The 22,980-nt window shown below is 31.8% G+C and carries 23 protein-coding genes; 9 read left to right on the forward strand and 14 right to left on the reverse strand.

What is annotated here, in order from left to right; all coding sequences use genetic code 11:
* Positions 1 to 12: 12 nt before the first annotated feature.
* Together AC3IF2_RS12200 and AC3IF2_RS12205 are read left to right on the forward strand one after the other, a co-directional pair.
* A complete protein-coding gene (locus AC3IF2_RS12200; protein ID WP_489167666.1) occupies positions 13 to 1,059 on the forward strand; it encodes an endonuclease/exonuclease/phosphatase family protein in 1,047 nt (348 codons plus the stop codon).
* A 31-nt stretch (positions 1,060 to 1,090) separates the two neighbouring features.
* Entirely contained in the window at positions 1,091 to 1,906 is an 816-nt protein-coding gene (locus AC3IF2_RS12205; RefSeq protein ID WP_489167667.1) for a DUF695 domain-containing protein, read from the forward strand.
* On the opposite strand, the gene AC3IF2_RS12210 is transcribed toward AC3IF2_RS12205, so the two are convergent.
* Positions 1,903 to 2,421, reverse strand: a complete 519-nt coding sequence (locus tag AC3IF2_RS12210; protein WP_489167668.1) for a GNAT family N-acetyltransferase — start codon at positions 2,419 to 2,421, stop codon at positions 1,903 to 1,905. The two genes, AC3IF2_RS12205 and AC3IF2_RS12210, sit on opposite strands and share 4 nt — an antisense overlap.
* A gap of 63 nt (positions 2,422 to 2,484) precedes the next feature.
* On the opposite strand from AC3IF2_RS12210, the gene AC3IF2_RS12215 reads away from it, so the two are divergent.
* Positions 2,485 to 3,222, forward strand: coding sequence for a hypothetical protein (locus tag AC3IF2_RS12215; protein ID WP_489167670.1), 738 nt, complete (start codon positions 2,485 to 2,487; stop codon positions 3,220 to 3,222).
* Here AC3IF2_RS12215 and radA read toward each other — a convergent pair.
* The 4 genes from radA to kbl are packed head-to-tail and all read right to left on the reverse strand — an operon-like array spanning position 3,219 to position 7,011.
* On the reverse strand, positions 3,219 to 4,574 hold the full coding sequence (gene radA, locus AC3IF2_RS12220) for a DNA repair protein RadA (RefSeq protein WP_489167671.1): 1,356 nt from the start codon (positions 4,572 to 4,574) through the stop codon (positions 3,219 to 3,221). The two genes, AC3IF2_RS12215 and radA, sit on opposite strands and share 4 nt — an antisense overlap.
* Positions 4,567 to 5,325, reverse strand: coding sequence for a UDP-2,3-diacylglucosamine diphosphatase (locus tag AC3IF2_RS12225; RefSeq protein ID WP_489167673.1), 759 nt, complete (start codon positions 5,323 to 5,325; stop codon positions 4,567 to 4,569). Before AC3IF2_RS12225 ends, radA begins: the two co-directional genes overlap by 8 nt.
* Positions 5,322 to 5,816 carry a 6-pyruvoyl trahydropterin synthase family protein gene (locus tag AC3IF2_RS12230; RefSeq protein ID WP_489167675.1) on the reverse strand — a complete coding sequence of 165 codons (495 nt, stop codon included), beginning with the start codon at positions 5,814 to 5,816 and terminating at the stop codon, positions 5,322 to 5,324. The genes AC3IF2_RS12225 and AC3IF2_RS12230 overlap by 4 nt, the downstream gene beginning before the upstream one ends.
* A 1-nt stretch (position 5,817) precedes the next feature.
* A complete protein-coding gene (kbl, locus tag AC3IF2_RS12235; protein WP_489167677.1) occupies positions 5,818 to 7,011 on the reverse strand; it encodes a glycine C-acetyltransferase in 1,194 nt (397 codons plus the stop codon).
* 90 nt (positions 7,012 to 7,101) lie between these two features.
* On the opposite strand from kbl, the gene AC3IF2_RS12240 reads away from it, so the two are divergent.
* Complete coding sequence (locus AC3IF2_RS12240) at positions 7,102 to 7,455, forward strand: hypothetical protein (RefSeq protein ID WP_489167679.1); 354 nt, start codon at positions 7,102 to 7,104, stop codon at positions 7,453 to 7,455.
* Here the strand turns inward: AC3IF2_RS12240 and dprA are convergent.
* Positions 7,448 to 8,527 (reverse strand): DNA-processing protein DprA, encoded by a 1,080-nt coding sequence (gene dprA, locus AC3IF2_RS12245; protein ID WP_489167681.1) that lies wholly within the window; start codon positions 8,525 to 8,527, stop codon positions 7,448 to 7,450. The genes AC3IF2_RS12240 and dprA overlap by 8 nt on opposite strands.
* A gap of 121 nt (positions 8,528 to 8,648) precedes the next feature.
* Here dprA and AC3IF2_RS12250 point away from each other — a divergent pair, with 121 nt between their 5' ends.
* Entirely contained in the window at positions 8,649 to 9,581 is a 933-nt protein-coding gene (locus tag AC3IF2_RS12250) for an HU domain-containing protein (protein ID WP_489167683.1), read from the forward strand.
* 101 nt (positions 9,582 to 9,682) lie between these two features.
* Entirely contained in the window at positions 9,683 to 10,195 is a 513-nt protein-coding gene (locus AC3IF2_RS12255; protein ID WP_489167685.1) for an acyl-CoA thioesterase, read from the forward strand.
* Here the strand turns inward: AC3IF2_RS12255 and AC3IF2_RS12260 are convergent.
* Genes AC3IF2_RS12260 through AC3IF2_RS12280 form a run of 5 tightly spaced genes read right to left on the reverse strand, consistent with a single transcriptional unit; the run spans position 10,181 to position 16,316 of the window.
* On the reverse strand, positions 10,181 to 11,389 hold the full coding sequence (locus AC3IF2_RS12260; RefSeq protein WP_489167687.1) for a murein hydrolase activator EnvC family protein: 1,209 nt from the start codon (positions 11,387 to 11,389) through the stop codon (positions 10,181 to 10,183). The two genes, AC3IF2_RS12255 and AC3IF2_RS12260, sit on opposite strands and share 15 nt — an antisense overlap.
* Before the next feature lie 59 nt (positions 11,390 to 11,448).
* The gene (gene lolB1 / locus AC3IF2_RS12265; protein ID WP_489167689.1) at positions 11,449 to 12,222 is read right to left on the reverse strand and encodes a lipoprotein insertase outer membrane protein LolB1; all 774 of its coding nucleotides are present in this window, start codon (positions 12,220 to 12,222) and stop codon (positions 11,449 to 11,451) included.
* Between the two features lie 2 nt (positions 12,223 to 12,224).
* The gene (locus AC3IF2_RS12270; RefSeq protein WP_489167691.1) at positions 12,225 to 13,211 is read right to left on the reverse strand and encodes a hypothetical protein; all 987 of its coding nucleotides are present in this window, start codon (positions 13,209 to 13,211) and stop codon (positions 12,225 to 12,227) included.
* Positions 13,212 to 13,220: 9 nt separating this feature from the next.
* Positions 13,221 to 14,228, reverse strand: a complete 1,008-nt coding sequence (locus tag AC3IF2_RS12275) for a sugar nucleotidyltransferase (protein ID WP_489167693.1) — start codon at positions 14,226 to 14,228, stop codon at positions 13,221 to 13,223.
* A 57-nt stretch (positions 14,229 to 14,285) separates the two neighbouring features.
* Positions 14,286 to 16,316, reverse strand: a complete 2,031-nt coding sequence (locus AC3IF2_RS12280; RefSeq protein ID WP_489167695.1) for a ComEC/Rec2 family competence protein — start codon at positions 16,314 to 16,316, stop codon at positions 14,286 to 14,288.
* 316 nt (positions 16,317 to 16,632) lie between these two features.
* Between AC3IF2_RS12280 and AC3IF2_RS12285 the strand changes: the two genes are divergently transcribed.
* On the forward strand, positions 16,633 to 17,958 hold the full coding sequence (locus AC3IF2_RS12285) for an MATE family efflux transporter (RefSeq protein WP_489167697.1): 1,326 nt from the start codon (positions 16,633 to 16,635) through the stop codon (positions 17,956 to 17,958).
* Here the strand turns inward: AC3IF2_RS12285 and lpxB are convergent.
* From lpxB to surE, 3 genes are read right to left on the reverse strand one after another with little or no spacing between them, the layout of a single operon-like run.
* Positions 17,955 to 19,064 carry a lipid-A-disaccharide synthase gene (gene lpxB / locus AC3IF2_RS12290; RefSeq protein WP_489167699.1) on the reverse strand — a complete coding sequence of 370 codons (1,110 nt, stop codon included), beginning with the start codon at positions 19,062 to 19,064 and terminating at the stop codon, positions 17,955 to 17,957. The two genes, AC3IF2_RS12285 and lpxB, sit on opposite strands and share 4 nt — an antisense overlap.
* A 3-nt stretch (positions 19,065 to 19,067) precedes the next feature.
* Entirely contained in the window at positions 19,068 to 19,346 is a 279-nt protein-coding gene (locus AC3IF2_RS12295) for a hypothetical protein (RefSeq protein WP_489167701.1), read from the reverse strand.
* A complete protein-coding gene (gene surE, locus AC3IF2_RS12300) occupies positions 19,346 to 20,116 on the reverse strand; it encodes a 5'/3'-nucleotidase SurE (protein WP_489167703.1) in 771 nt (256 codons plus the stop codon). The genes AC3IF2_RS12295 and surE overlap by 1 nt, the downstream gene beginning before the upstream one ends.
* 128 nt (positions 20,117 to 20,244) lie before the next feature.
* On the opposite strand from surE, the gene AC3IF2_RS12305 reads away from it, so the two are divergent.
* Both AC3IF2_RS12305 and AC3IF2_RS12310 read left to right on the forward strand, forming a co-directional pair.
* Entirely contained in the window at positions 20,245 to 20,775 is a 531-nt protein-coding gene (locus AC3IF2_RS12305; RefSeq protein WP_489167705.1) for a hypothetical protein, read from the forward strand.
* 74 nt (positions 20,776 to 20,849) lie between these two features.
* On the forward strand, positions 20,850 to 22,964 hold the full coding sequence (locus AC3IF2_RS12310; RefSeq protein ID WP_489167707.1) for a carboxy terminal-processing peptidase: 2,115 nt from the start codon (positions 20,850 to 20,852) through the stop codon (positions 22,962 to 22,964).
* Positions 22,965 to 22,980 lie beyond the last annotated feature (16 nt).

Consider the following 22,980-nt stretch of genomic DNA (forward strand, 5'->3'; position numbering starts at 1 on the left):
ATTATTTTACACATGCGAATTACACTTTTTTCTATTGTTTTTTTATTCACTTTTTTAGGATTTTGCCAAGAGAAAGGAAAACAATACAACATTAGAACAGTAGCGTTTTATAATGTTGAGAACCTGTTTGACACGATTAATGACCCGAGAAAGTTTGATGATGATAGAACACCAACAGGAAAAGACAGATATACATCAAAAATTTATTGGGATAAGATCTCGAAACTTAGCAGAGTACTAACCGAAATTGGGAGTGAAGATACGAAGACAAGTCCGGCATTAATTGGGGTTTGTGAAGTTGAAAATAGAGATGTTTTAGAAGATTTAGTAGCATCTGAACACATGAAAAAGAAGCATTATGGTATTATACATTATGACTCGCCAGACGAAAGAGGAATTGACGTTGCTTTACTATACCAAAAGAGATATTTTAAACCAATAAGTCAATCTTCGCATACGCTTTATATAACGAATAATGATAATAATAAAAGAGATTATACGAGAGATCAGTTATTAGTATCTGGTTTATTAGACGGAGAGTTAATTCATGTTATTGTTAACCATTGGCCATCAAGAAGTGGAGGCCAAGCTAGAAGTCAGCATAAAAGAATTGCTGCGGCTACTTTAAATAAAAAAATTATAGACTCATTACAACAAATTGACCCGAAAGCAAAGATTATAACTATGGGTGATTTAAACGATGATCCAATTGATAAAAGTATTAAAGAAATTATAGAAGCTAAGGCAAAAAAGGCTAAGGTTCAAAAAGATGTAGGGCTTTATAACCCTATGGCAGATATGCATCGAAGAGGTATGAACACGCTTGCATATAGAGATGGTTTAAATTTATTTGACCAAATAATATTTACACAGCCAATGCTCGAAAAAGAATATGATTCTTATCGTTTTTATAAAGCAGGAATTTATAATAAACGCTATTTAACAAATGCAAAAGGGCGTTATAAAGGATATCCTTATAGAAGCTATAGCTTTAATAATTATCAAGGTGGCTACAGCGATCATTTCCCAGTCTATATATATTTAATAAAACAAAAATAGTTAAGGCATAATTTTTGTAGATTGATCGTTGATGAAAACGAATTCACTTTTTTTACTATTTACTTTTTTAGCTTTTACTGCATTTGGTCAAAACTCTAACGAAGATTGGGTTACATATATCGACCAAAAAGAGAAAGGCCCAATGACAAAGTCTGTCAACTTGTACTACAGCTTTATGGGCAAACCAAACTATAAAAACTTATTGGTTGTAGGTACTAGTACCAGAAACTGTTTAAAAAATGGATACCCCGACGAGTTTGGATTATCTAAATTCTACATGCTTTCAGACACGATCTCAGTAAAGTTAAATGATTTAACAAAGAGTAGACTTGTTGGTGTTTTAACTTACCAATGTTCGGGTTTTGATGTTTATTATGTAAAAGACACTACAAATGTACGATCTACTATACAGAAGTATTTAGACTATAATTATGCTTTTTCTAAGAATTATTTATTGTTAAAGTATGATAAAAAATGGCAGTATTATAAAGATGAATTGATTCCGAAAGACTTGTCGGATGGTTTTTTTATGAATCACGATTTTTTAAATCAGCTTGTGCTTGAAGGAGATAATCTTTCTAAACCAAGAAAAGTTGACCATTGGATAAACTTTAGAAATGAAAGGCGTAGAGCAAGATTTATTGCCAAGATAAAACCACTTGACTTTGCAATTGATTCTGTAAAAATCTTAAAAACGCGAGATTACAAATACCAAGTTAAAATATCTCGCAAAGACTCTATTAACCCCACATCAATTTCGAAATTAACAGAAGAACTTGCTAAGATTTCAACACTCTTTTACGGTATTTACGATGGTTGGGGCACAGACCCAATAAAAGAAGATTAAGAAAAATCATATTTCATAAGCCAGTCTGTTTGCTCATCATTACCGAGCATATAAGGATGTTCACCAAACTTTTTAAAACGATGCCGTTCATAAAATCTAATGGCAGCATGATTGTGTTCCCAAACACCTAACCAGAGAAAATTAACTTTTCTTTTTTTGGCAATTTCTAAAATCTTAAGTAATGCTTTTGCGCCATAGTTTTTTCCTTGAAACTTCTGCAAAATATAAATCCGCTCTAGTTCTATTGAAGCAGATTCAAATTGTTCATTTTGAGCTTCTTCCTCATTCAATTTAACATAGCCCAGCAAATCATCATCGTTATAAATAAAGTAGAAGAATGAGTTAGGGTTGTTCAGCTGACTTTTTATGACATCTTCACTAAAAGCAACTTCCATATACTCTTTAAAATCATCAGGGTTATTATCTTTTTTAAAGGTATCAATAAAAGTTATCCTTGAAATGCTTATTAATACTTCCAAGTCATTTAACGAGCATTTTTTTAAAATTAGCGACATAACTTATAAATTGACTTTCACAATAAAATAATTTAACTTCGCTACTATAAAAAATTAATGTCTATGAAAACTTTAAAACTAGCAGCTACATTTTTTCTTTTGTTTGTTATACTCAACTCATTTGCTCAAAGAGTACATTATAAAGATAATTATTATACAATTGTTAATAGCAAGATATTTCATTTAGGATATAATGTATACAATAGCCTTACCGCTGGTGAGCGAGACACTATTTATATGATTGCGAGAGAACTATATAACGACAAAGGAAAACTAAAACCTCAATATAAAAATAGACGTAAACGAGATAGATATAAATTACCAGAAGGTTATTGGGAAGCAAAAGTACAAGCTGCAAATAATGAGAATCTTAATGTTGTTCAAGAAGAAAAAGAACAAACAATTATTGTAAAAGATGCTGAAGACAAAACGCCCTCAATAAAAGAATCAGATAATGAAAACGAACGGATAGAACAAGAAAGAGAAGAAAAGGAGAAGGCAGTAAAAGCAAAAGAATACAAAGAACAAAAAAAAGTAGAAAAGCAAGAACGCAAGGAAGATAAAAAGGAGAAAAAATCCGAAAAAAAGAAAAAGAAAAAAGAAAAAGAACTCAAACAGAAAGAGAAGGCTATAGACAGGCATGAGGATGCTCAAAAGAAATTGAGAAAAGCAGAGAAGAAGTATAAGAAGTTGAAAGAAAAAGGTGAGCTTTCACCAAATGAAGAAACGGAATGGTTAGAAAAAATAGAAAAACTAAAAGAGAAAGTAGAAAAGACCAGAAAAAAAGCAAAAAGAGCTTAAAATAACTGCTGAAATACTTCTTCAACTTTAGAAGCCAAAATCACCTTAATCTTATAGTTGGTTTTGGCTATTTTATTGAATTTAGATACAATAATGGTTGAAAAACCCAGTTTTTCAGCTTCTAAAATACGCTGATCAATCCTGTTTATGGGCCTAATTTCACCAGCAAGGCCAACCTCAGCAGCAAAACATATATACTGAGGTATGGCAACGTCTTCATTAGAAGATAGGATAGCAGCAATAACTGCTAGGTCTATTGCCGGATCATCTACTTTTATACCACCGGCAATATTTAAGAATACATCTTTAGCGCCCAATCTAAAACCAGCACGTTTTTCTAACACAGCTAATACCATGTGTAAACGTTTGATATTATAACCAGTAGCTGATCGTTGAGGTGTTCCATATACTGCAGTACTTACCAAAGCTTGTACCTCTATCATTAAAGGACGCATCCCTTCTAAGGTTGCTCCAATGGCAACACCACTAAGTGATTCATCTTTTTCTGAAATTAATATTTCCGATGGGTTCTCTACCTCACGTAAACCAGTACTTTGCATTTCATAAATACCAAGCTCAGCGGTAGACCCAAAACGATTTTTTTGAGCTCTAAGAATTCTATAGGTATGGTTTCTATCTCCTTCAAATTGCAACACCACATCTACCATATGTTCTAAAATTTTAGGACCAGCAATTGTACCTTCTTTGGTAATATGACCAATTAAAACAATAGGTGTATCAGTTTCTTTTGCAAACTTTATCAATTCTGCTGTAGTTTCTCGTATTTGTGAAATACTACCTGGCGAAGCTTCGATGTAGTCGGTATGTAATGTTTGAATAGAATCTATTACTACAACTTCTGGCCGCTCTTTCTCAATGGATTTAAAAATATTTTGTGTCTTGGTTTCAGTTAAAACGAGGCAATTTGAATTTCTATTATTCAATCGATCAGCACGCATTTTAATTTGTGATTGACTTTCTTCACCAGATACATACAATACTTTCTTTGTAATTGTTAGTGCAACTTGCAGCAATAATGTTGATTTACCGATACCAGGTTCACCACCTAAAAGCGTTACTGAGCCTTTTACCAAACCGCCACCTAAAACACGATTTAACTCATTATTTTGAGTATAGATTCTATCTTCTTTAGTGATAGAAACCTCATCAATTTTAACTGGTTTAGAAATTTTCTTAGCGGATGAACTTTGCTTCCAAGCTCTTTTTTCTTCTTTTTGAATAACCCCTTCAACGATGGTATTCCATTCATTACAGGCAGTACACTTACCTACCCACTTTGCGTATTGTGTACCGCAATTCTGGCAAAAAAAAGAGGTTTTGGTTTTAGGCATTTTTTAGTTCAGTAGTTTTTCCGTTAAAAACAGCATAGGTAAAATGAGATATCCAATCACCAGTATTTATATAAGTAGATTTTTCATTAAGCTGAATCGTCATAGGTAAATGTCGATGTCCAAACAAAAAATAATCAAAGTGCTTAGTTTCTAATTTTTTCTTACAGTATTGTACTAGCCATTCGTTTTCTTCACCTAAAAATTTAGCATCTTCATCACCCGAAATCAATTTATTTTTAGTAGAAAGATAAACGCCTAGTTTAATTCCCCAATCTGGGTGCATCCAGCGATATAACCATTTAGACAATGGATTTGTAAACACCTTTTTCATACGTTTATATCCTTTATCTCCTGGACCTAATCCATCACCATGTCCGATAAGGAATATTTTATCATTTATAACAAATTCTTTAGGTTCATGATATGCTGGAATATTCAATTCTGTTTCAAAATAGTCTCGCATCCAGAGATCGTGATTTCCTACAAAAAAATGAATATCAATACCATTATCCTTTAGTTCTGCAAGCTTTCCTAATACACGGACAAACCCTTTTGGAACAACAGTTTTATATTCGAACCAAAAATCAAAAAGATCACCCAATAAAAAAATGCTATGAGCATCCTGCTTGACATCGTCTAACCAAGCCACAAATTTCTTTTCGCGTACCAAACTGTCTTTATGGTTCGGAATGCCCAAATGTTGGTCTGAAGCGATATAAACTTTTTTGTTAGCAGGTAGATTTATGGTCATCCTTTATTAAAGACGTTTAAGGCTTTTTGATATTCGTCTAAATGTTGATCAGAAGCAAACCACTCGGCATACGAATTTTGCGTTTCATACAATTTCAACGAATGCAATTTAACACTTTGCGGTAAATGTTGCTGAATAATAGACGCGAAATCAGCGATCATATTTTCGCTAGTTGGTTGATAATCTACTAAGATTACCTTTGGAGAATGTTCTTTAATTTTTTCAGCTAATTCAGCATGTGGTGAATTTTTATTTAGAATAGTTGCATGATCAAAAACATCTACTATTTGCGATTTTACAATTTTTTTAAGATCACCAAAATCGAGTACCATTCCGTTTTTTACATGTTCAGCATCATTAATTGGCGAACCAATTACAGTAACATATAATTGATAACTATGACCATGCACATTTTTACATTTACCATCATAACCATACAAAGCATGTGCAGTTTCAAAATCAAAATGTTTGGTGATTCTTATAATACTCATCCTAAATTACATTTAATGCTTTACCCACTTTAGTAAACGCTGCAATCGCTTTATCTAAGTGTTCTTTTTCGTGTGCAGCAGATAACTGAACTCTAATTCTGGCTTTTTCTCTTGGTACTACCGGGAAAAAGAAACCTATAACATAAATACCTTCTTTTAGTAATTCATTTGCCATAGTTTGAGATAGCTTGGCATCATACAACATTACCGGTACAATGGCAGCATCTGCACCAACAAGATCAAAACCAGCTTCTTCCATTCCTTTACGGAAATAATTGGTATTCCTTTCTAGTTTATCACGTAAGGAAGTATCATTTGCGAGTAAATCAAATACTTTTATCGAAGCTCCAACAATAGCAGGAGCCAATGAGTTTGAAAATAAATATGGACGTGAACGCTGGCGTAAAATTTCTATAATTTCTTTTTTAGCTGTAGTATAACCTCCCATAGCACCACCTAGTGCTTTTCCTAAAGTTCCGGTAACAATATCTACACGTTTTAATACATCTTTTAATTCGAGTGTTCCTCTTCCGGTTTTACCGATAAACCCAGCCGCATGACATTCGTCTACCATCACCATGGCATCATACTTGTCTGCTAGATCACAAATCTTATCAAGATCGGCAACGATACCATCCATAGAAAATACACCATCTGTTACAATTATCTTGAAACGGGCACCAGCTTCATTTGCTTCTTTTAGTCGAGCTTCAAGTTCTTCCATATTATTATTTTCATAACGATAACGTGCAGCTTTACACAAACGCACACCGTCTATAATAGAAGCATGATTCAATGAATCAGAAATAATGGCATCTTCTTTTGTAAGTAAAGGTTCAAAAACACCACCATTGGCATCGAAGGCTGCAGCATAAAGAATAGTATCTTCAAAACCATAGAAATCGGCTATTTTTTGTTCTAGTTCTTTATGAATGTCTTGTGTACCACATATAAAACGGACAGAAGACATCCCGAATCCATGTGTATCCATGGTATCTTTTGCTGCTTGAATAACCTGAGGATGATTTGATAAACCTAAATAATTATTGGCACAAAAATTAATTACTTCTTCACCTGTCGATATTTTTATTACCGCTTCTTGAGGTGAAGTAATAATTCGTTCAGATTTATATAGACCAGCATCTTTAATGCTTTGTATTTCATTTTGTAAGTGTTCTTTAATACTACCGTACATGCTCTATTTAAATTTATTGACACAAAGGTAATCGAATTCTGAAATTAATTTGTTAGGAAAAACTAACTTTGTCGATAAGAAACTTTGAAGATGGCAAGAGACGAAGCATTAAAAGAATGTTGGGAAGAATTAAAAACAATTTTATCAGATAAGTTTTCTGACGGAGAAGACTTAGATATTGATGGTATTATTTACATGATTGGTGTTCAAGAATTAGGGCAAGGGTATCGTAAATTTAAAAAAGACGAAAAGGTAAATCTAATGCATATCGCTATTTGTAGATTACTCGAACCACTTGGATATTATGAATTTGACTTTTTTGATAAAGACGGTTGGCCACATTACAAAGTAAAAGAAGAACTTCCTTTTTTAAAACCTGGTGAACAAAGTATAATGATGAAAGAAGCAATTGTAAATTACTTTGTAGAAAAAGAAGTTATATAGCTTCAAAATATTTTCCTGGTAAAGGCCTCACAACAGATTTTAGTTCAAGTTTTAGCAGCAAAGATGCTGTTTTATGAATAGGATAATTACAATGTAAAGCAATAATATCTAATTGCTGTTTACCTTCCTTTAGTAGATAATTATAGATTTGTTTTTCTTCATCTTTTAGGTCAATAAATAATTTCTTTTGAAGTATTTTTTGTTGAGAATCTTCAACCTTTTTCCAATTTAAAATATAGGCAATATCTTTTGCTGATGCTAAAACAGATGCTCTATTTGTTTTAATTAAGTTATTGCAGCCTGCACTATAAGCATCTGTTACTCTACCAGGTACCGCAAACACATCTCGATTGTAAGAATTTGCAATATCTGCAGTAATTAAAGAACCTCCTTTTTCGGCAGATTCAATCACTATTGTGGCCTGTGATAAACCAGCAACGATACGATTTCGTTTCACAAAATTTTCTCTATCTGGTTTTGAATCCGACCAAAAATCAGTTAATAGACCACCATTTTCTTGCATTTTTTGAGCATCCTTTTTATGAATTGTAGGATATACTCGATCTAAACCATGAGCTAAAACAGCAATGGTTTGTAAATTGTTTTTTATTGCCTGTTGATGCGCAAAAATATCTACTCCATAGGCTAAGCCACTAACAATAATTGGATTGTACTCTTTTAGATCTTCTACTAGCTTTTTGATAAAGTCTCGACCATAGTTAGTGATTTGACGAGTACCAACAATGCTAATAATATTCTGTTGATCAAAATTAACTTTACCTTGTTGAAATAAGATAAGAGGAGCATCATAGCAATGCTTTAAACGCGCAGGATAATTTTTGTCGTAAAATGATATAACATCAATGTTATTTTTCTCTATAAAGTTTAGCTCAGCTTCAGTTCTTTCAAAAATTGATTTATCATTTAACCCTTTTATAATAGAATTTCCAATTCCGGGAATCTTAAGCAACGATTGCTTTTTTTCTTTAAATACACTTTCTGGGCTACCACAATGCATTATTAGTTTCTTAGCAATTACATCTCCAATGCCATCAATCCGCGAAAGCGCCATTAAAAAGTAGTTTGTACTTGTTTTCAAGCGAATTTTTTGATTTTCAAGATACAAAGTTTTGTTAATAAAAATTAACTCATACCATTGACTCACCTGCATTTTTTTTTACTTTTGTTTTTCAATGAAACTAGCCGAATATATTAGTGACCTCCTCTACCGCTACGAATGCGTTATAATACCAGATTTTGGCGGGTTTGTCACAAATACCAAATCGGCAGGAATTAGTTCTTATTCGAACACATTTTATCCTCCTCACAAACAAATCACATTTAATAACCATTTAAAAAATAATGATGGTTTATTGGCAAATTATATTGCATCTGTAGATAAAATGCCATTTAAATGCGCTATGAACTTCATTAAGTTCGAGGTGAAACAATGGAGAGAAGAATTAAGAGATACAGATTTGGTTTTAGATAAGATAGGCAAGCTTAGTTTAAAAGACAACGCAATTATTTTTGAACCTCAAAAGAATACAAATTATTTAACAGAATCATTTGGATTGAGTTCAGTAGTTTCTCCAGAAATTAAACGTGAAGTTTATAAAGAGCAGGTAGAAAAGATTGAAGAAAAAGCTCCGATCTTAATTACCGAGCAAGCAAAAGAGTCTCCAAACTATTTAAAATATGCTGCTATTTTTCTTTTAGGGTTGTCTATTTTAGGGTTTGGAGGAAATGCACTTTACAAGAATTATAAGAATAACCAGCAAATAGCAGTTGCTAAAGAGCAGCAAAAAGAAATAGAAGGAAAAATTCAAGAAGCAACTTTTATTGTCTCTGATGAATTACCATCTATTTTATTAAATGCTACTAGAACTACTTATCCTTACCATGTGGTTGCTGGCGCTTTTCGTTTTCCTGATAATGCAGATAAAAAGGTTAGACAATTAAAAGCACAAGGATTTGAGAATGCTCGAATTTTAGGCGTTAATCAATGGGGGTTAACACAAGTTTCTTTTGACAGTTATGATTCTAGAAACGAAGCATTGCAAAGCCTAGTAACGGTAAGGCACACCATTGATAATGATGCTTGGTTATTAGTTCAAGACCTTTAATTTTTCACTACTTTTTGTTTATTTCTAGATAGTGAATTGGCTATCTTTGCCAAAAATTCTAACATACTTTTTCCCCGCGAAAGCGAAAATAAATTCAGTTTATGAAAGCTAAAACTCCAAAAGAATCTTTAACCATGGTAACAGATTTGGTATTGCCAGGAGAAACGAATCCTTTAAATAACCTTTTTGGAGGTGAATTATTAGCAAGAATGGATAGAGCATGTAGTATAGCTGCAAGACGTCATTCAAGTAGAATAGTGGTCACTGCTTCGGTTAATCATGTGGCTTTTAATAAGGCCGTACCTGTTGGTAGTGTTTTGATGATAGAAGCTAAAGTATCTCGCGCTTTTAGATCGTCTATGGAAGTGTATGCTGACGTTTGGATAGAAGATCGAGAAAGTGGTGAAAAAACAAAAGCTAATGAGGCAATTTATACTTTTGTTGCTGTAGATAGAACAGGTACACCTGTAAAAGTACCAGAGATCAAACCTGAAACAGACCTTGAAAAAGAACGTTATGACGGGGCTTTACGTAGAAAACAACTGAGTTTAGTACTTTCAGGAAGGATGAAGCCTAGTGAAGCTAATGAACTAAGAGCTTTATTTACCAGCTAAAGCAACTATATTATTGCCGTTAGTAATCCAAGTTTCAGGATTTTGAACTAATGTGTTTTTAAACAAACTAAATTCTAAAATAGTTTTACCAGTAATGGCATCAGTGTGAATAGTACCTATTTTTTGTTTAGTATTAACAGATTGTCCTGACTTTACAGTAACTGTTTTTAAGTTTTTATAGACTGAAATGTAATTACCATGTTGGATTAACACCATTTTTTTACGACCTGGCTGTAGCTGAATGGCTAGTACTTTACCTTTAAAAATTGAACGTGCCTGAGCCTGTTCTTCGGTCGCTAAATGAATACCATGACTTTGGATTGTAATGCCAGGCATGGTAGGATGTTTTTGTTTACCATACCTTCTAACAACTACATATCTTTCGATAGGCCAAGGCAACTTACCTTTATTGGCAACAAAATTAGAAGCGACTAATTTTTCTTCTGGAGACATGGTAAAAGAAGAAGATTTTTTATTCTTCTTTTTATTAGATTTAGCAATAGCCTCCCTAATTAATCGTTGAATTTGTTTATCGATTCTGGCCTCTTGACGCTGTTTACTTTTTATTTGAGCCGTATATTTTTGCTCTTTATCTTTTACTTTTTTAACAAGTTGAACCTGTGAGTTTTTTTCCTTTTTAATACTGTCTTGCTCTCTACTGTGTAAGGCGATCAACAATACTTTTTCATCTTGTCTTAAAATTAAAGAATCAGTAAGAGCAGCCAACTCAACCTGTTTGTGTTTAATTTCTTCCCCTTGTAATTTTCGATAAGAACTGATCTGTTTTAAATACTGCAACCTTTTATAGGCTTGAGCAAAGCTTTCTGAAGATAGTAAGAACATCAGCCTACTTTGCTTGGTTTTACTTTTATACGACTGCACAATCATCTGTGCATATTCTTTCTTTAGTTTTGTTAAAGATTTTTCTAGGCCAGAAATTTCAGATTGATTGGTTTCAATTTCTTTAGCAAGCTTATTTTCCTCTTGTTGTATGGTACTAATTAACTCTGAACGAACATTAATCACCTTATTAATATCATTCAGCTCAGATAATAGAGCTTCTTCTTCTTGCTTAGATTTAAACAATAAAGATTGGGCTTCTTTAATTTCTTTACGTAGTTGTTTTCTTTTTTGTTCTAATTGCCATTTAGTCTGTGCGGTTGCAGAAAAAGCAAACACAAAAAAGAAACTCATGAAGAGAATAAAACGAAACTTCATGAACACAAAACTATTTCTTTTTTGTGATAACAAGGTCATTTTAGCTCAATTTCTTTATATCCGTTAGGAATAGTAAAAGGAAAACTTACAATTTTATTAAAAGCAATCGATCGGTAATCAAGATCAATTGTCGTTATGTATCTATGATCTTTAGCTGTTATTAATAACTCTTTAGGGAAAAACTCACCCTCGATTTCTTCATAATTTTGATAATCGACAGTTAAGGTTTTTTCTTCACCTATTTGATGAACTTCTTGTTTATTAACTTTAAAATTTTGCCCATTTATCAAATAAATAATATTAAATAATTCATTAGATTTTTTAGGAGTCAACTCATAACTATTATCTAGAAGGTCAACATTATGCTTAGCATCCTTTAAGTTTAAAATTGCTTGGCCAAAAAGTAAATTCTGAACTTTTTCATAATCTAATTCTGTACCCAACCAATGACTTAATAATTTAAAATCTCCTTCAAAATAAGTCTTATTAATTTTTTCGTAATAACTCACTTTATTTTGTGTGATTAAAGCCTTCCCTACAGGGAAACCTAACTTAGAAAGACTAATCCAAATTGCTTCATCTTTTTTAATACGCAGCGAAGCAGTAACACTAGGCAGATTTGTTTTCCCTTTGTATTTAACTTTTATTTTAGCCGTAAGTGTCTCTTTATCAAAACTATTATTGTAATGATTTTTGATAATCTTATTGGCAGAAAGTGCTCGCGCTGTATTACCTGTAGCCACAGAAGTAGTTTTGCATGATGAGACAATTATTAATAAGAAAATAAATAAACCAAACTTTCTACACATAATTACGACTTTTTTTGACGTTTTTCTAAGGCTAGATTATAGTACTTACTAGCATCTACATTTTTACGAAGCCCTTTATAACTTAAACTTAACTCTTCGTAAAAGTCAGCTTCTACATTTGTATTATCTATAACATAATCTAGACCATTTTTTAAAAAAGGGATGGCTTGGTCGTATTTTTTTAATTTATTTAGAGCTTTAGCATGCATTAAATAGACAAAGGGTTGTGCAGGAAATAACCCTAAACCCTCTTTACTATCTTTTTCTAGATCTATAAATTGACTTGTGTTTAATTCTTGAGTCAATATTTCTTTTAAAACAGAAAATGTCTTCTTATTAGCATAAGTTACTTTTAATTCTGTTAAAGATTGTTTTTCTAATTGCTTGGGCTCTTGATTATTTATATTTCCTTTTGGAAAAAGAGATTCTTTAAAAGGTGCTAAACTTTCTGATAAAAATCCTTGTTTTTCTAGATCTATTAACAATTGTCTAGCATCTTCTATTCTATTATTTCTGATGTAGAGAATAATTAAATCAGCTTGATCTTGAGGTTTTTGACTGACAATTTTTAATTGAATATCGAGTGCATCTTTATAGTTTTTTTGCTTTACAAAAATGTTCTTAAGGTGTTGTAAAATGAAAATATCATCCTGTTGCTTTTCTAATGCCTGGTTTGCATAAGTAATGGCCTCAAAAAACTTTTCTTGTTCAAAATAATTTTTAGAAAACTCAAAGATCACGGCAACATCATCTTTGCGGATGTTCTGACAATTCTCTAAAGCAGCAATGGCTTTATCGTAATTACCAATGGCTTTTTGCTGTAGGGCATCAAAAAAGAACTTCTGAAAATTCAATTTTTTTTGTTCTTCTCTAAGCTCTTCCATATTTTTTTTGGCAGCAATACTGTCTAAAACCTCTTCTTGAGCAAAAGAAACCCTGCAATTTATTACAAAAAACAAAAAAAGAAAATATGTAAAAGCCCTAGCCATTAATAAGTTTTAAATCAACTTAGAATAATCACCAATACTAATTGATGTAAATTCTCCATTAAACTCAACGTTGTTACCTATCATCGCATTGTCTAATGTAGCATTTTTAACAGTTGTATTTGTTTGTATTAACGAATTTTTAATTGTTGAGTTCTCTACAGCACTATTTGTGCCAAGCGATACATTTGGACCAATTTTAGCATTTATAAGTTTTACATTTTCGCCAATGTAACAAGGTTGAATAATTTCAGAATTATCTAAAACAACAGAATCAGATACAAGATTTTGCCCATCTTGTTGTGCAAACTGTAAGATTCTACCATTGGTTTCAACAGTAATTTCTTTATTGCCGCAATCCATCCATTCATCTACTTTACCAGGAACAAATTTTGCACCTTTTTGCTTCATGTTCTCTAAGGCATTTGTTAATTGATACTCACCTTTTTCCTTTATGTCATTGTCAAGTAAATATTGAATTTCATCTCTTAATACTTCACCATTTTTAAAATAGTAAATACCAATTATGGCAAGATCGGATATAAAAGTGTCTGGTTTTTCAACAAAATCAGTAATAATTCCGTCGCTTAATTTTATAACTCCATAGGCACTTGGGTTCTCTACTTGTTTTACCCAAATAGCACCATCTTTTGAAGCATCTAAAGTAAAATCTGCTTTGAATAAAGTGTCGGCAAATGCAACTACGCAAGGGCCATCTAGTGACTCTTTTGCACATTGTATAGCATGAGCTGTACCAAGAGCCGTTTCTTGAACTGTCACTACACCTTTGGCATCTAAATTTTTTGCGATTGCCAATAGTTTTTCTTCGGTGTCTTTTGGAAAAGTAGGGCCAATAACAAAAGCAATCTCTTCAACACTTTGGTCTACGACTTTTACAATGTCTTCAACCAAGCGCTGCACTATAGGTTTGCCGGCAATTAATGTTAATGGTTTAGGTATAGTTAATGTATGTGGCCGTAATCGCGAGCCGATACCCGCCATTGGAACGATAATCTTCATGAGCTTTTTTCTTTTTTAATCGCACAAATATAGCTAAAATACTAAGAGTTTAAGGGTTTAATTGTTTATGATGTAGGCTCCAGATTTATTAGTGTAATAGAACGGAATATTATATTTAATTGATGTTTTTTCCCAACTACTAACATAACTTTTATAGTTAGAATTATCTACTATGATTTTTTTAGGATGAATAGTTTCGATTAATCGTTCTAAATTAATTTTTGGAGATTGTGTTAGAAGAACTGTTTGTGATCGAGTATTTTTTAATTGATATAGGCCCAAACTATCAATTAGAAAAATATTCTTTTTAAATAATAAAGGTTTATTAAGTGAATCAACCATTTCGAATTGATTTATGTGAGCATTAGTTAGATAAGATTTTATGGTATTACCTTCAATATTCAAGCTATCTGCATTATAGAATAATTTTAAATGACTCCCCGTCTTGTTTCCGATTAGTGAAGCTCTACTTTTATTAAAGATGATCAATTCGTTTTTAGAAGAAGTACTCCATTTTTCATAGATAAAAACAGATTGTAACAATAATAGGCTTAGTAATGCGTATCTTAACCTTAAACTACTTTTTTTCTCCAACCACCTAAAACAGAAAATAATTAATAGATAAGAAGTAAGAAGCATAAATACTGAAAAAGTAATATTTTGAAATAAGAAGTTTTCCTGCAATGCTACCCATTCTATAAATTGATTCATTAGGCTAATAACAGATTGATAAATATCTGCAAAAAATTGAGGTAGAAGATTAGTTATGGCTAGAAAAATTATTAAGAGACCTAAGCCAAGAATGATACCTAGAAAAGGAATTATGACCAGATTAGTTATAAAGAATAATCCAGGAAACTGATGAAAATAATATAAGCTTAAAGGCAATACTCCAATTTGTGCCGCAAGAGAAACTGTAAAAACTCTCCATAAATAGTTAATAGACTGCATGCCAGGAGTCCATAATTTATATAGTAATGGCTGCAACCACACAATAAAGAATACTGCTAAATAACTCAGTTGAAACCCTACATCAAATAGGTAAAAAGGATTAAAAAGGAGTAGAATAAAAATGGAAATAATAAGGTTATTGTATATATTAGATTGCTTTTTACCCAATAAACTAATCGCTACTGCGGTAAACATTGTTACTGCCCTAATTACTGATGCAGACATTCCTGCAATAAAAGCAAAAACCCATAATAGTAATACAGCTAAAATTAGCTTTATTGTTTTGCCATTTTTAAAAGATTCTATAGGTTTTAGAATTACTGACAATAACCAAAGTATAATACCAACATGTAACCCAGAAATTGCTAAAATATGAATGGCACCAGCTTTAGTATAATTTTCTAATATATCTTTTGAAATTTCTTGCCGCTGCCCTAGAAGTAAAGCATTTATAATACTTAGTTCCTCTTTTTTGAATTTATACTTGCCAAGAGCGATGTTAACTTTTTCTCTAAACTTATACGCTAATCCGTTTAATGTGGCTTGGTTTTTATCGAGTAATAAATAAGTCTTATTTGTTATAGTTATTTGCTTGTAAATATTTTGTTTTTCTAAATAGGTTTTATAATCAAATTGATATGGATTTTTAGGAGAATTAACACCTGTTAAAAAGGTTTTCACTAAGATACGATCATCTACCTTTAAGTTTATTAAAGAAGTATCCTTTTGAATGTTTAATAAAACTTTTCCAGCGCTATTAATACTGTCAATTTGCAAAATATTAGCTTCAAATTTGTCATGAAAAAGACTTGATTTCAGCTCTTTTGATATTTTTAGAATAATAGACTCTTCTTCTAAAGATGATCTAGCTAAATAGTGATCTTTTTTAAAATTATCTGAATGAATATAAAAAGAAGTCATTCCTATAAAAAAGAACAAAATAGAACTCGAAAGGGTAAATAAAGATGAAGGCTTTAATTTATTTCTACCATTAAAAAAAGCAATAATTAATAATACCAAAGAAATTATTAATAAAATAAGAACAAACTTTAGTGAAAGTTTAAAATAAAAAGCTGTTAGAATACCAATTATTAAGAAAAATAGAAGGTGTAACGGTATGAATTTCAATTGCTTCACTACCCTAAAAGTATAAAATCTTTTAATTCAAAAGAATATTAAAATAAGCAGAACTGCCATTTATTGGTAAAAAATGACCATTTGTTAGAAAATTAGGTGTAAACGTCTATTTTAGATAAAACGAAAGATTCTTCAACCTATATTTGAATCAACTTAAAAAAATTGCCTATCGGCGGAAAGTTACTATAAAAAGAAAAATTTAGAGTTATTTAATCAAAAAGCCTCAGGTGCGTCTCATGACATCTGGGGCTTTTTCTCTTTCTACAATTATACACATTTATTTACGAACTTCGCCAATTCTTAGAAGTTTAGCTAGTTGAAACAAAAAGTTACTTTTAAACAAATCAATAAGCTTGCAATACCTGCGATTATATCTGGTATAGCTGAGCCACTATTGTCGATTACTGATACAGCTATAGTTGGCAATGTAGATCTAAACCCCATAGAATCATTAGCTGCAGTTGGTATAGCTGGCTCTTTTTTGTCTGCATTATTTTGGATATTGGCACAAACACGATCTGCAATTTCTGCTATTATAGCACAATATTTAGGAGCTCAAAAATTAGAAGAGGTTAAGACATTACCAGCTCAAATTATAGCTATTAATGTAGTATTAAGTGCGCTCATTTATTTTTTAACTCTCTTTTTTGTTGATGAAATTTTTAGACTTTACAACGCTGAGGGGTTAATTCTTAATTATGCAATAGACTATTATAAAATTAGAGCGATTGGTTTACCATTTACGCTATTTACCTTTTCTGTTTTTGGCGTTTTTAGGGGTATGCAAAACACCTATTGGCCGATGGTTATCAGTATTATCGGAACGGTTCTTAATATTATTTTAGATTATATTCTAGTTTTTGGTATTGAAGGACTTATTCCTGCAATGCATATTCAAGGAGCAGCTTACGCAAGTATTGTTGCTCAAGGAATAATGGCGATTATTGCATTGGTTTTAATGCTGCAGAAGACACCTTTTAACCTTCAATTTACGTTACCTTTTAATAAAGAGATTAAGCGTTTGTTGAGTTTGAGCTTTAACCTTTTTATAAGAGCGACAGCATTGAACATAGCGTTATATTTTGCCAATGCCTATGCTACAAAATATGGAAATAATTATATAGCAGCTCAGACAATTGCTTTTCAGATTTGGTTGTTTTTTGCCTTTTTTATTGATGGGTATTCTAGTGTTGGCAACATAGTTTCTGGGCGATTATTAGGAGAAAAAGATTATAAAAACCTCTGGAAGCTAAGTGTTGATCTTACTAAATACGCAGTTATTATAGCTTTTATTTTAGGATTAGTTTGTTTTGTTTTTTATTATCCTATCGGGAAACTTTTCACTAAAGAAACAATTGTATTAGATTCCTTTTATGCTATTTTTTGGATTGTTATTTTAATGCAACCATTAAATGCTATCGCTTTTGTTTTTGATGGATTATTTAAAGGATTAGCAGAGGCCGTTGCGTTACGAAATGTATTATTAATAGCTACTTTTTTAGGGTTTATTCCAGTATTGCTTATAGGTGACTATTACGGTTTAAAATTGTACGGAATTTGGATAGCCTTTAGCGTTTGGATGTTTTTAAGAATGGGAATTTTAGTAGTAAAATTTAGGAAGAAATATTTGACAGAAACTTAAGAAAGAGAATTGTAAATCAACTTAGCGGCTTTTTCACTAGCACCCTTACCACCTAGCTTTTGCTCTAATTCGTAATAATCTTCAAACAATTGTTCTCGATGTTTTGTATCTAATATTTTGGCAAGTTCTTGTTGTAATCGTTTTTCGTTAAAGTCATTTTGAATAAGTTCAGTAACAACTTCTTTATCCATAATTAAATTAACCAACGAAATAAACTTTAATGTTATAATTCTCTTTGCTATTTGATAAGATAGATTACTTCCTTTATAACAAACTACTTGAGGTACTTTAAACAAGGCCGTTTCTAAAGTTGCCGTACCCGATGTAACTAATGCCGCATAAGAAATTGATAGTAGAGCGTATGTTTCATTATCTACAAACTTTACATCACTATCTTTTATAAACGGTTTATAAAACTCATAATCTTGACTAGGCGCGCCAGCAATAACAAATTGATAATCCTTAAATTTTGAAAGCATTTTTAGCATTACCGAAAGCATTTTCGTGATTTCTTGTTTTCGACTTCCTGGTAATAGCGCTATGATTGATTTTTCTCCTAATTTATGTTCTTTTTTTAAAGCGATTTCATCCACCTGAGACTTTTCCACTATGGCGTCTAATAAAGGATGCCCTATAAAAGAGACATTATAATTGTATTTTTTATAAAAATCTTGTTCGAAAGGCAAAATAACATACATATTATCGATATCACGTTTAATAGCATTAACCCTGCCAGCTCGAGATGCCCAGACTTGCGGTGAGATATAATAATTGGTTTTAAAACCTTTCTGTTTTGCCCATTTAGCAATACGTAAATTAAACCCCGAGTTATCAATAAAAATAATTACATCTGGTTTATACTGAGCAATGTCTTTTTTACAAAAGGAAATATGACCATAAATCTTGCGAAGGTTCATTAGAACCTCTCCAAAACCCATAAACGCACGCTCTTTGTAATGTAGAACTAATTTACCACCAACCGCTTGCATAAGATCACCACCCCAAAACCTAAATTCGGCAGCTGAATCTTCTTTTTGCAAAGCCTTCATTAGATTAGAAGCATGTAGATCGCCAGAAGCTTCACCAGCAAGTAAATAGTACTTCATTTTTTACAAGAACTGTGATATCAAAATTAAAAATGCAATAAGAAAAGTTGCAATTAAAACACCTCTAGCTCTATAATCATGTTTCCTTTTTATAAAAACGAAAAAGGCTAATAAATTTGGCAGTGCAGCAATACTTAACACCATACCATAAAGTTTTTGAGTTTTAATTACTTCTAAAGCATCGCTAAAAGAACCCTTTAGCGCGAATTCTACATATAAATAAAAACCTATTGCTGTTGCTAACAAACCAATTAAAACACCAGTGAGTATCTCTTTTCTCATTATAAATCCCAATTATTTAATTTTTGAATGTAGTGATGCGCTGTAAGATCAAATTGAACTGGCACAACGGAAACATAACCATTTTCTAAAGCCCAAAGATCAGTATCCTCTCCATGATCTTGATTTTCGAATTTACCAGATAGCCAGTAATAATCCTTACCTAATGGACTCACTCTTTTATCGAAATCTTCTTTCCATATTCCGTGTGCTTGACGACATATTTTTACACCTTTTATATCTTCTTTTTTTAGATTAGGAATGTTTACGTTAAGCACAATGCCATCTGGCAATTTATTTTCTAAAACACTTAAAGTTATGTTTTTAACAAATTCTTTTGAGTGTTTAAAATCAGCATCCCAATTATAATCTAGTAGAGAAAATCCTATTGCTGGAACACCCTCTATACCGGCTTCTACTGCAGCACTCATGGTACCAGAATAGATAACATTTATTGATGAATTTGAGCCGTGATTTATTCCAGAAACACATAAATCTGGCTTTCTGTTTAAAATTTCATTTACCGCTAGTTTCACACAGTCAGCAGGCGTGCCAGAACAACTGTATTCTAGCTGAATTCCATCATCTACGTTTACAGGATTACAATATAAAGTTGAGTCTACTGTAATTGCGTGTCCCATACCACTTTGTGGACTATCTGGCGCAACAACTACCACATCGCCAATTTCATTCATTACAGAAATTAATGTTCTAATGCCAGGTGCAGTAATACCATCGTCATTAGTAACTAAAATTAGAGGTTTTTCGTTCATAAAAGTTCGTTAGTAGAACAAAACTACTATTTTTTTATGGTAAGATTAGCCATTATTGTTTAACATTTTGTTATGAGGCCTAAAGGTTAAAATTCAGTATAATTGTACATAATACTAACCTGTAAGTCATGAAAATCAGAACTATTTTTTTAATAGTGATGTTGTTAAATATCAGTTTAGCAAATATTAATGCCCAAGATATTGATAAAAAACCTTGCCCTTGTTGCACTGAAGCACATAGTCAGTTTGATTTTTGGCTAGGTGAATGGACGGTATATAATACCGAAGGCAAGCAAGTTGGGACTAACTTTATCACAAAAGAAGATCAATATGGTAATTGCGTGATGAGAGAACAATGGAAATCGGCTGGATCGAATAGAGGGACTAGTTATAACTACTATAATTTAGCCGATAAAACATGGAATCAGGTATGGATAGACAATTCTGGCTTCAGTTTAACGTTAAAAGGTAGTTATATTAACGGCAAAATGGTGCTTAAAAGTGAGTTGTTAGAAGGTAAAAATGGAAAATATTATAACCAAATTACTTGGCAACTAAATGAAGATAAGTCTGTTACACAAACATGGGATATTTTAAATGAAAAAGATAAAGTAACCCAACAGGCTTTTAAAGGCATCTATAAAAAATCTGTTAAATAATATTTAAATTGAATAATTGGCACTATTTTAGTTGATTGAATAGTGATTGTTGAATGAATAGAATGATAATTTTTATGAAAAGAAATTATAAAATAATAGTGCCTTTGGTGCTGTTGACAGGAATCTTATTGAGTTTTACCCTAAAGAAACAACAACCAGATCCTGAAAAAGATAAAATATTATTAGGGCTAATTAGATATGCGCTTACCCAAGGGCATTATGATCCTCAAGATATAGATGACGAATTTTCTGCTTCAGTTTATACTGATTTTATTGAAGGTTTAGACCCGACTAAACGATTTTTTACTCAAGAAGATTTAGATCAATTTAGTTTTTATAAAGATAAGATTGATGATCAAATAAAAAATGAAGACCTTACTTTTTATAACATCGTATATTCTAGATATGCACGTAGATTAAGAGAAGCTAGAGAATTTTATAAAGAAATTTTAAAATTCCCATTCAATTTTGATAAAGAGGAAGTGATAGATCTAGATTACGATGTAAAACCTTATGCTAAGAATGAAGTTGAATTAATTAGAAATTGGCGCAAACAATTAAAGTTAAATACTTTAGTTCGGTTACACGACAAATTAGAATCTGAAAAACAAAAACAAAAAGAAGATGCATCTTATAAAATGAAATCTTTTAAAGAATTAGAAGAAGAAGCACGTATTTCGTCACTTAAAAGCACCGAAGAGTTTTTTGATATAATGGATGACCTTAATGATGAAGATTGGTTTTCTGTATTTATAAATAGTATATCCACAGAATTTGATCCACATTCAAATTATTTAGCACCACGAATTAAAAAATCTTTCGATACCGAAATGGCAGGTAAGCTCGAAGGTATTGGCGCTAGACTACAGAAAAAAGGTGATTATACAACAGTAGTTGAATTAATTTCAGGAGGGCCAGCATGGAGAGCTGGTGAGCTAGAGGTAGGGGATGTTATCTTAAAAGTAGCTCAAGCGGACAAAGAACCTTTAGATATTGTAGGTATGCGAACTACTGATGCTATTGAATTTATTAAAGGTAAAAAAGGCACAGAAGTAAGATTAACTATTAAAAAAGTTGATGGCTCTACTAAAGTAATTTCTATAATTAGAGATGTTGTAGAACTAGAAGAAACATTTGCCAAAACAAGTATCGTAAAAAAGAATAATAGAAAATTTGGAGTAATTGACCTTCCGAAATTCTATATAGACTTTAGTGAAAGAAACTTTAGAAATTCTGCTACAGATATGGCGCAAGAGGTAGAAAGAATGCGCCAAGAAAATGTTGAAGGTTTATTAATCGACCTTAGAAATAATGGAGGAGGCTCTTTAGAAACTGCTATTGCTATTGCTGGTTTGTTTATAGAAGATGGCCCTGTAGTTCAAGTAAAATATAGAGAAGGCAATCCTAAAGTAAGAAAAGATAGAGATAATGCTATACGTTGGAATAAGCCATTAGTGGTATTAGTAAATGAGCTTTCAGCTTCAGCATCAGAGATTTTCGCTGCTGCTATGCAAGATTATAACAGAGCAGTGATTATAGGCAGCAAACAAACCTTTGGTAAAGGCACAGTACAAAACATAATGCCATTGAATAATTATTATAAATACGATAAAGATTTAGGTGCGTTAAAAATGACGATTCAAAAATTTTATCGTGTAAACGGTGGATCTAACCAGTTAAAAGGTGTAGTATCTGATATTGCTATGCCGGGTAGATATACGTACATGGATATTGGTGAACGAGATGAAGAGAACCCACTACCATGGGATCAAATTCAAAAAGCAAATTATAAACCTTGGAATAAGTATGCAAATTTTGATGAAGTTGTTAATGACAGTAAGAAAAGAATTAGAAACAACCCTCAGTTTATGTTGATTGATGAAAATGCACGCTGGGTAAAAGAAGGTAGAGACGACAGCACAATTAGCTTAAAATATTCAGACTATGTTAGCGATATTGCCAAAAGAGAAGAAGAAAGTAAAAAGTTCTTACCTATTTATAATTATAAAAACGATTTAACTTTTACTTCGCCAGAATATGAAAAATCATTATTAGAAAATGATGAGGTTTTAGCAGAAAAACGTAAGGCTTGGCATAAAAATTTAAGTAAAGATATCTACATAGAGGAAGGCTTAAATGTACTTGCTGATTTAAAATTAAAAAATCAAATCACTTTAGTTAAAAATTAATTCTTTATAGTTTTAT

Source organism: Maritimimonas rapanae (genome assembly GCF_057837205.1).

Coding starts and splice junctions, on each gene's coding strand:
- AC3IF2_RS12200 (WP_489167666.1), top strand. CDS start 13: ATGCGAATTACACTTTTTTCTATTGTTTTTTTATTCACTTTTTTAGGA.
- AC3IF2_RS12205 (WP_489167667.1), top strand. CDS start 1,091: ATGAAAACGAATTCACTTTTTTTACTATTTACTTTTTTAGCTTTTACT.
- AC3IF2_RS12210 (WP_489167668.1), bottom strand. CDS start 2,421: ATGTCGCTAATTTTAAAAAAATGCTCGTTAAATGACTTGGAAGTATTA.
- AC3IF2_RS12215 (WP_489167670.1), top strand. CDS start 2,485: ATGAAAACTTTAAAACTAGCAGCTACATTTTTTCTTTTGTTTGTTATA.
- radA (WP_489167671.1), bottom strand. CDS start 4,574: ATGCCTAAAACCAAAACCTCTTTTTTTTGCCAGAATTGCGGTACACAA.
- AC3IF2_RS12225 (WP_489167673.1), bottom strand. CDS start 5,325: ATGACCATAAATCTACCTGCTAACAAAAAAGTTTATATCGCTTCAGAC.
- AC3IF2_RS12230 (WP_489167675.1), bottom strand. CDS start 5,816: ATGAGTATTATAAGAATCACCAAACATTTTGATTTTGAAACTGCACAT.
- kbl (WP_489167677.1), bottom strand. CDS start 7,011: ATGTACGGTAGTATTAAAGAACACTTACAAAATGAAATACAAAGCATT.
- AC3IF2_RS12240 (WP_489167679.1), top strand. CDS start 7,102: ATGGCAAGAGACGAAGCATTAAAAGAATGTTGGGAAGAATTAAAAACA.
- dprA (WP_489167681.1), bottom strand. CDS start 8,527: ATGGCGCTTTCGCGGATTGATGGCATTGGAGATGTAATTGCTAAGAAA.
- AC3IF2_RS12250 (WP_489167683.1), top strand. CDS start 8,649: ATGAAACTAGCCGAATATATTAGTGACCTCCTCTACCGCTACGAATGC.
- AC3IF2_RS12255 (WP_489167685.1), top strand. CDS start 9,683: ATGAAAGCTAAAACTCCAAAAGAATCTTTAACCATGGTAACAGATTTG.
- AC3IF2_RS12260 (WP_489167687.1), bottom strand. CDS start 11,389: ATGAGTTTCTTTTTTGTGTTTGCTTTTTCTGCAACCGCACAGACTAAA.
- lolB1 (WP_489167689.1), bottom strand. CDS start 12,222: ATGTGTAGAAAGTTTGGTTTATTTATTTTCTTATTAATAATTGTCTCA.
- AC3IF2_RS12270 (WP_489167691.1), bottom strand. CDS start 13,211: ATGGCTAGGGCTTTTACATATTTTCTTTTTTTGTTTTTTGTAATAAAT.
- AC3IF2_RS12275 (WP_489167693.1), bottom strand. CDS start 14,228: ATGAAGATTATCGTTCCAATGGCGGGTATCGGCTCGCGATTACGGCCA.
- lpxB (WP_489167699.1), bottom strand. CDS start 19,064: ATGAAGTACTATTTACTTGCTGGTGAAGCTTCTGGCGATCTACATGCT.
- AC3IF2_RS12295 (WP_489167701.1), bottom strand. CDS start 19,346: ATGAGAAAAGAGATACTCACTGGTGTTTTAATTGGTTTGTTAGCAACA.
- surE (WP_489167703.1), bottom strand. CDS start 20,116: ATGAACGAAAAACCTCTAATTTTAGTTACTAATGACGATGGTATTACT.
- AC3IF2_RS12305 (WP_489167705.1), top strand. CDS start 20,245: ATGAAAATCAGAACTATTTTTTTAATAGTGATGTTGTTAAATATCAGT.
- AC3IF2_RS12310 (WP_489167707.1), top strand. CDS start 20,850: ATGAAAAGAAATTATAAAATAATAGTGCCTTTGGTGCTGTTGACAGGA.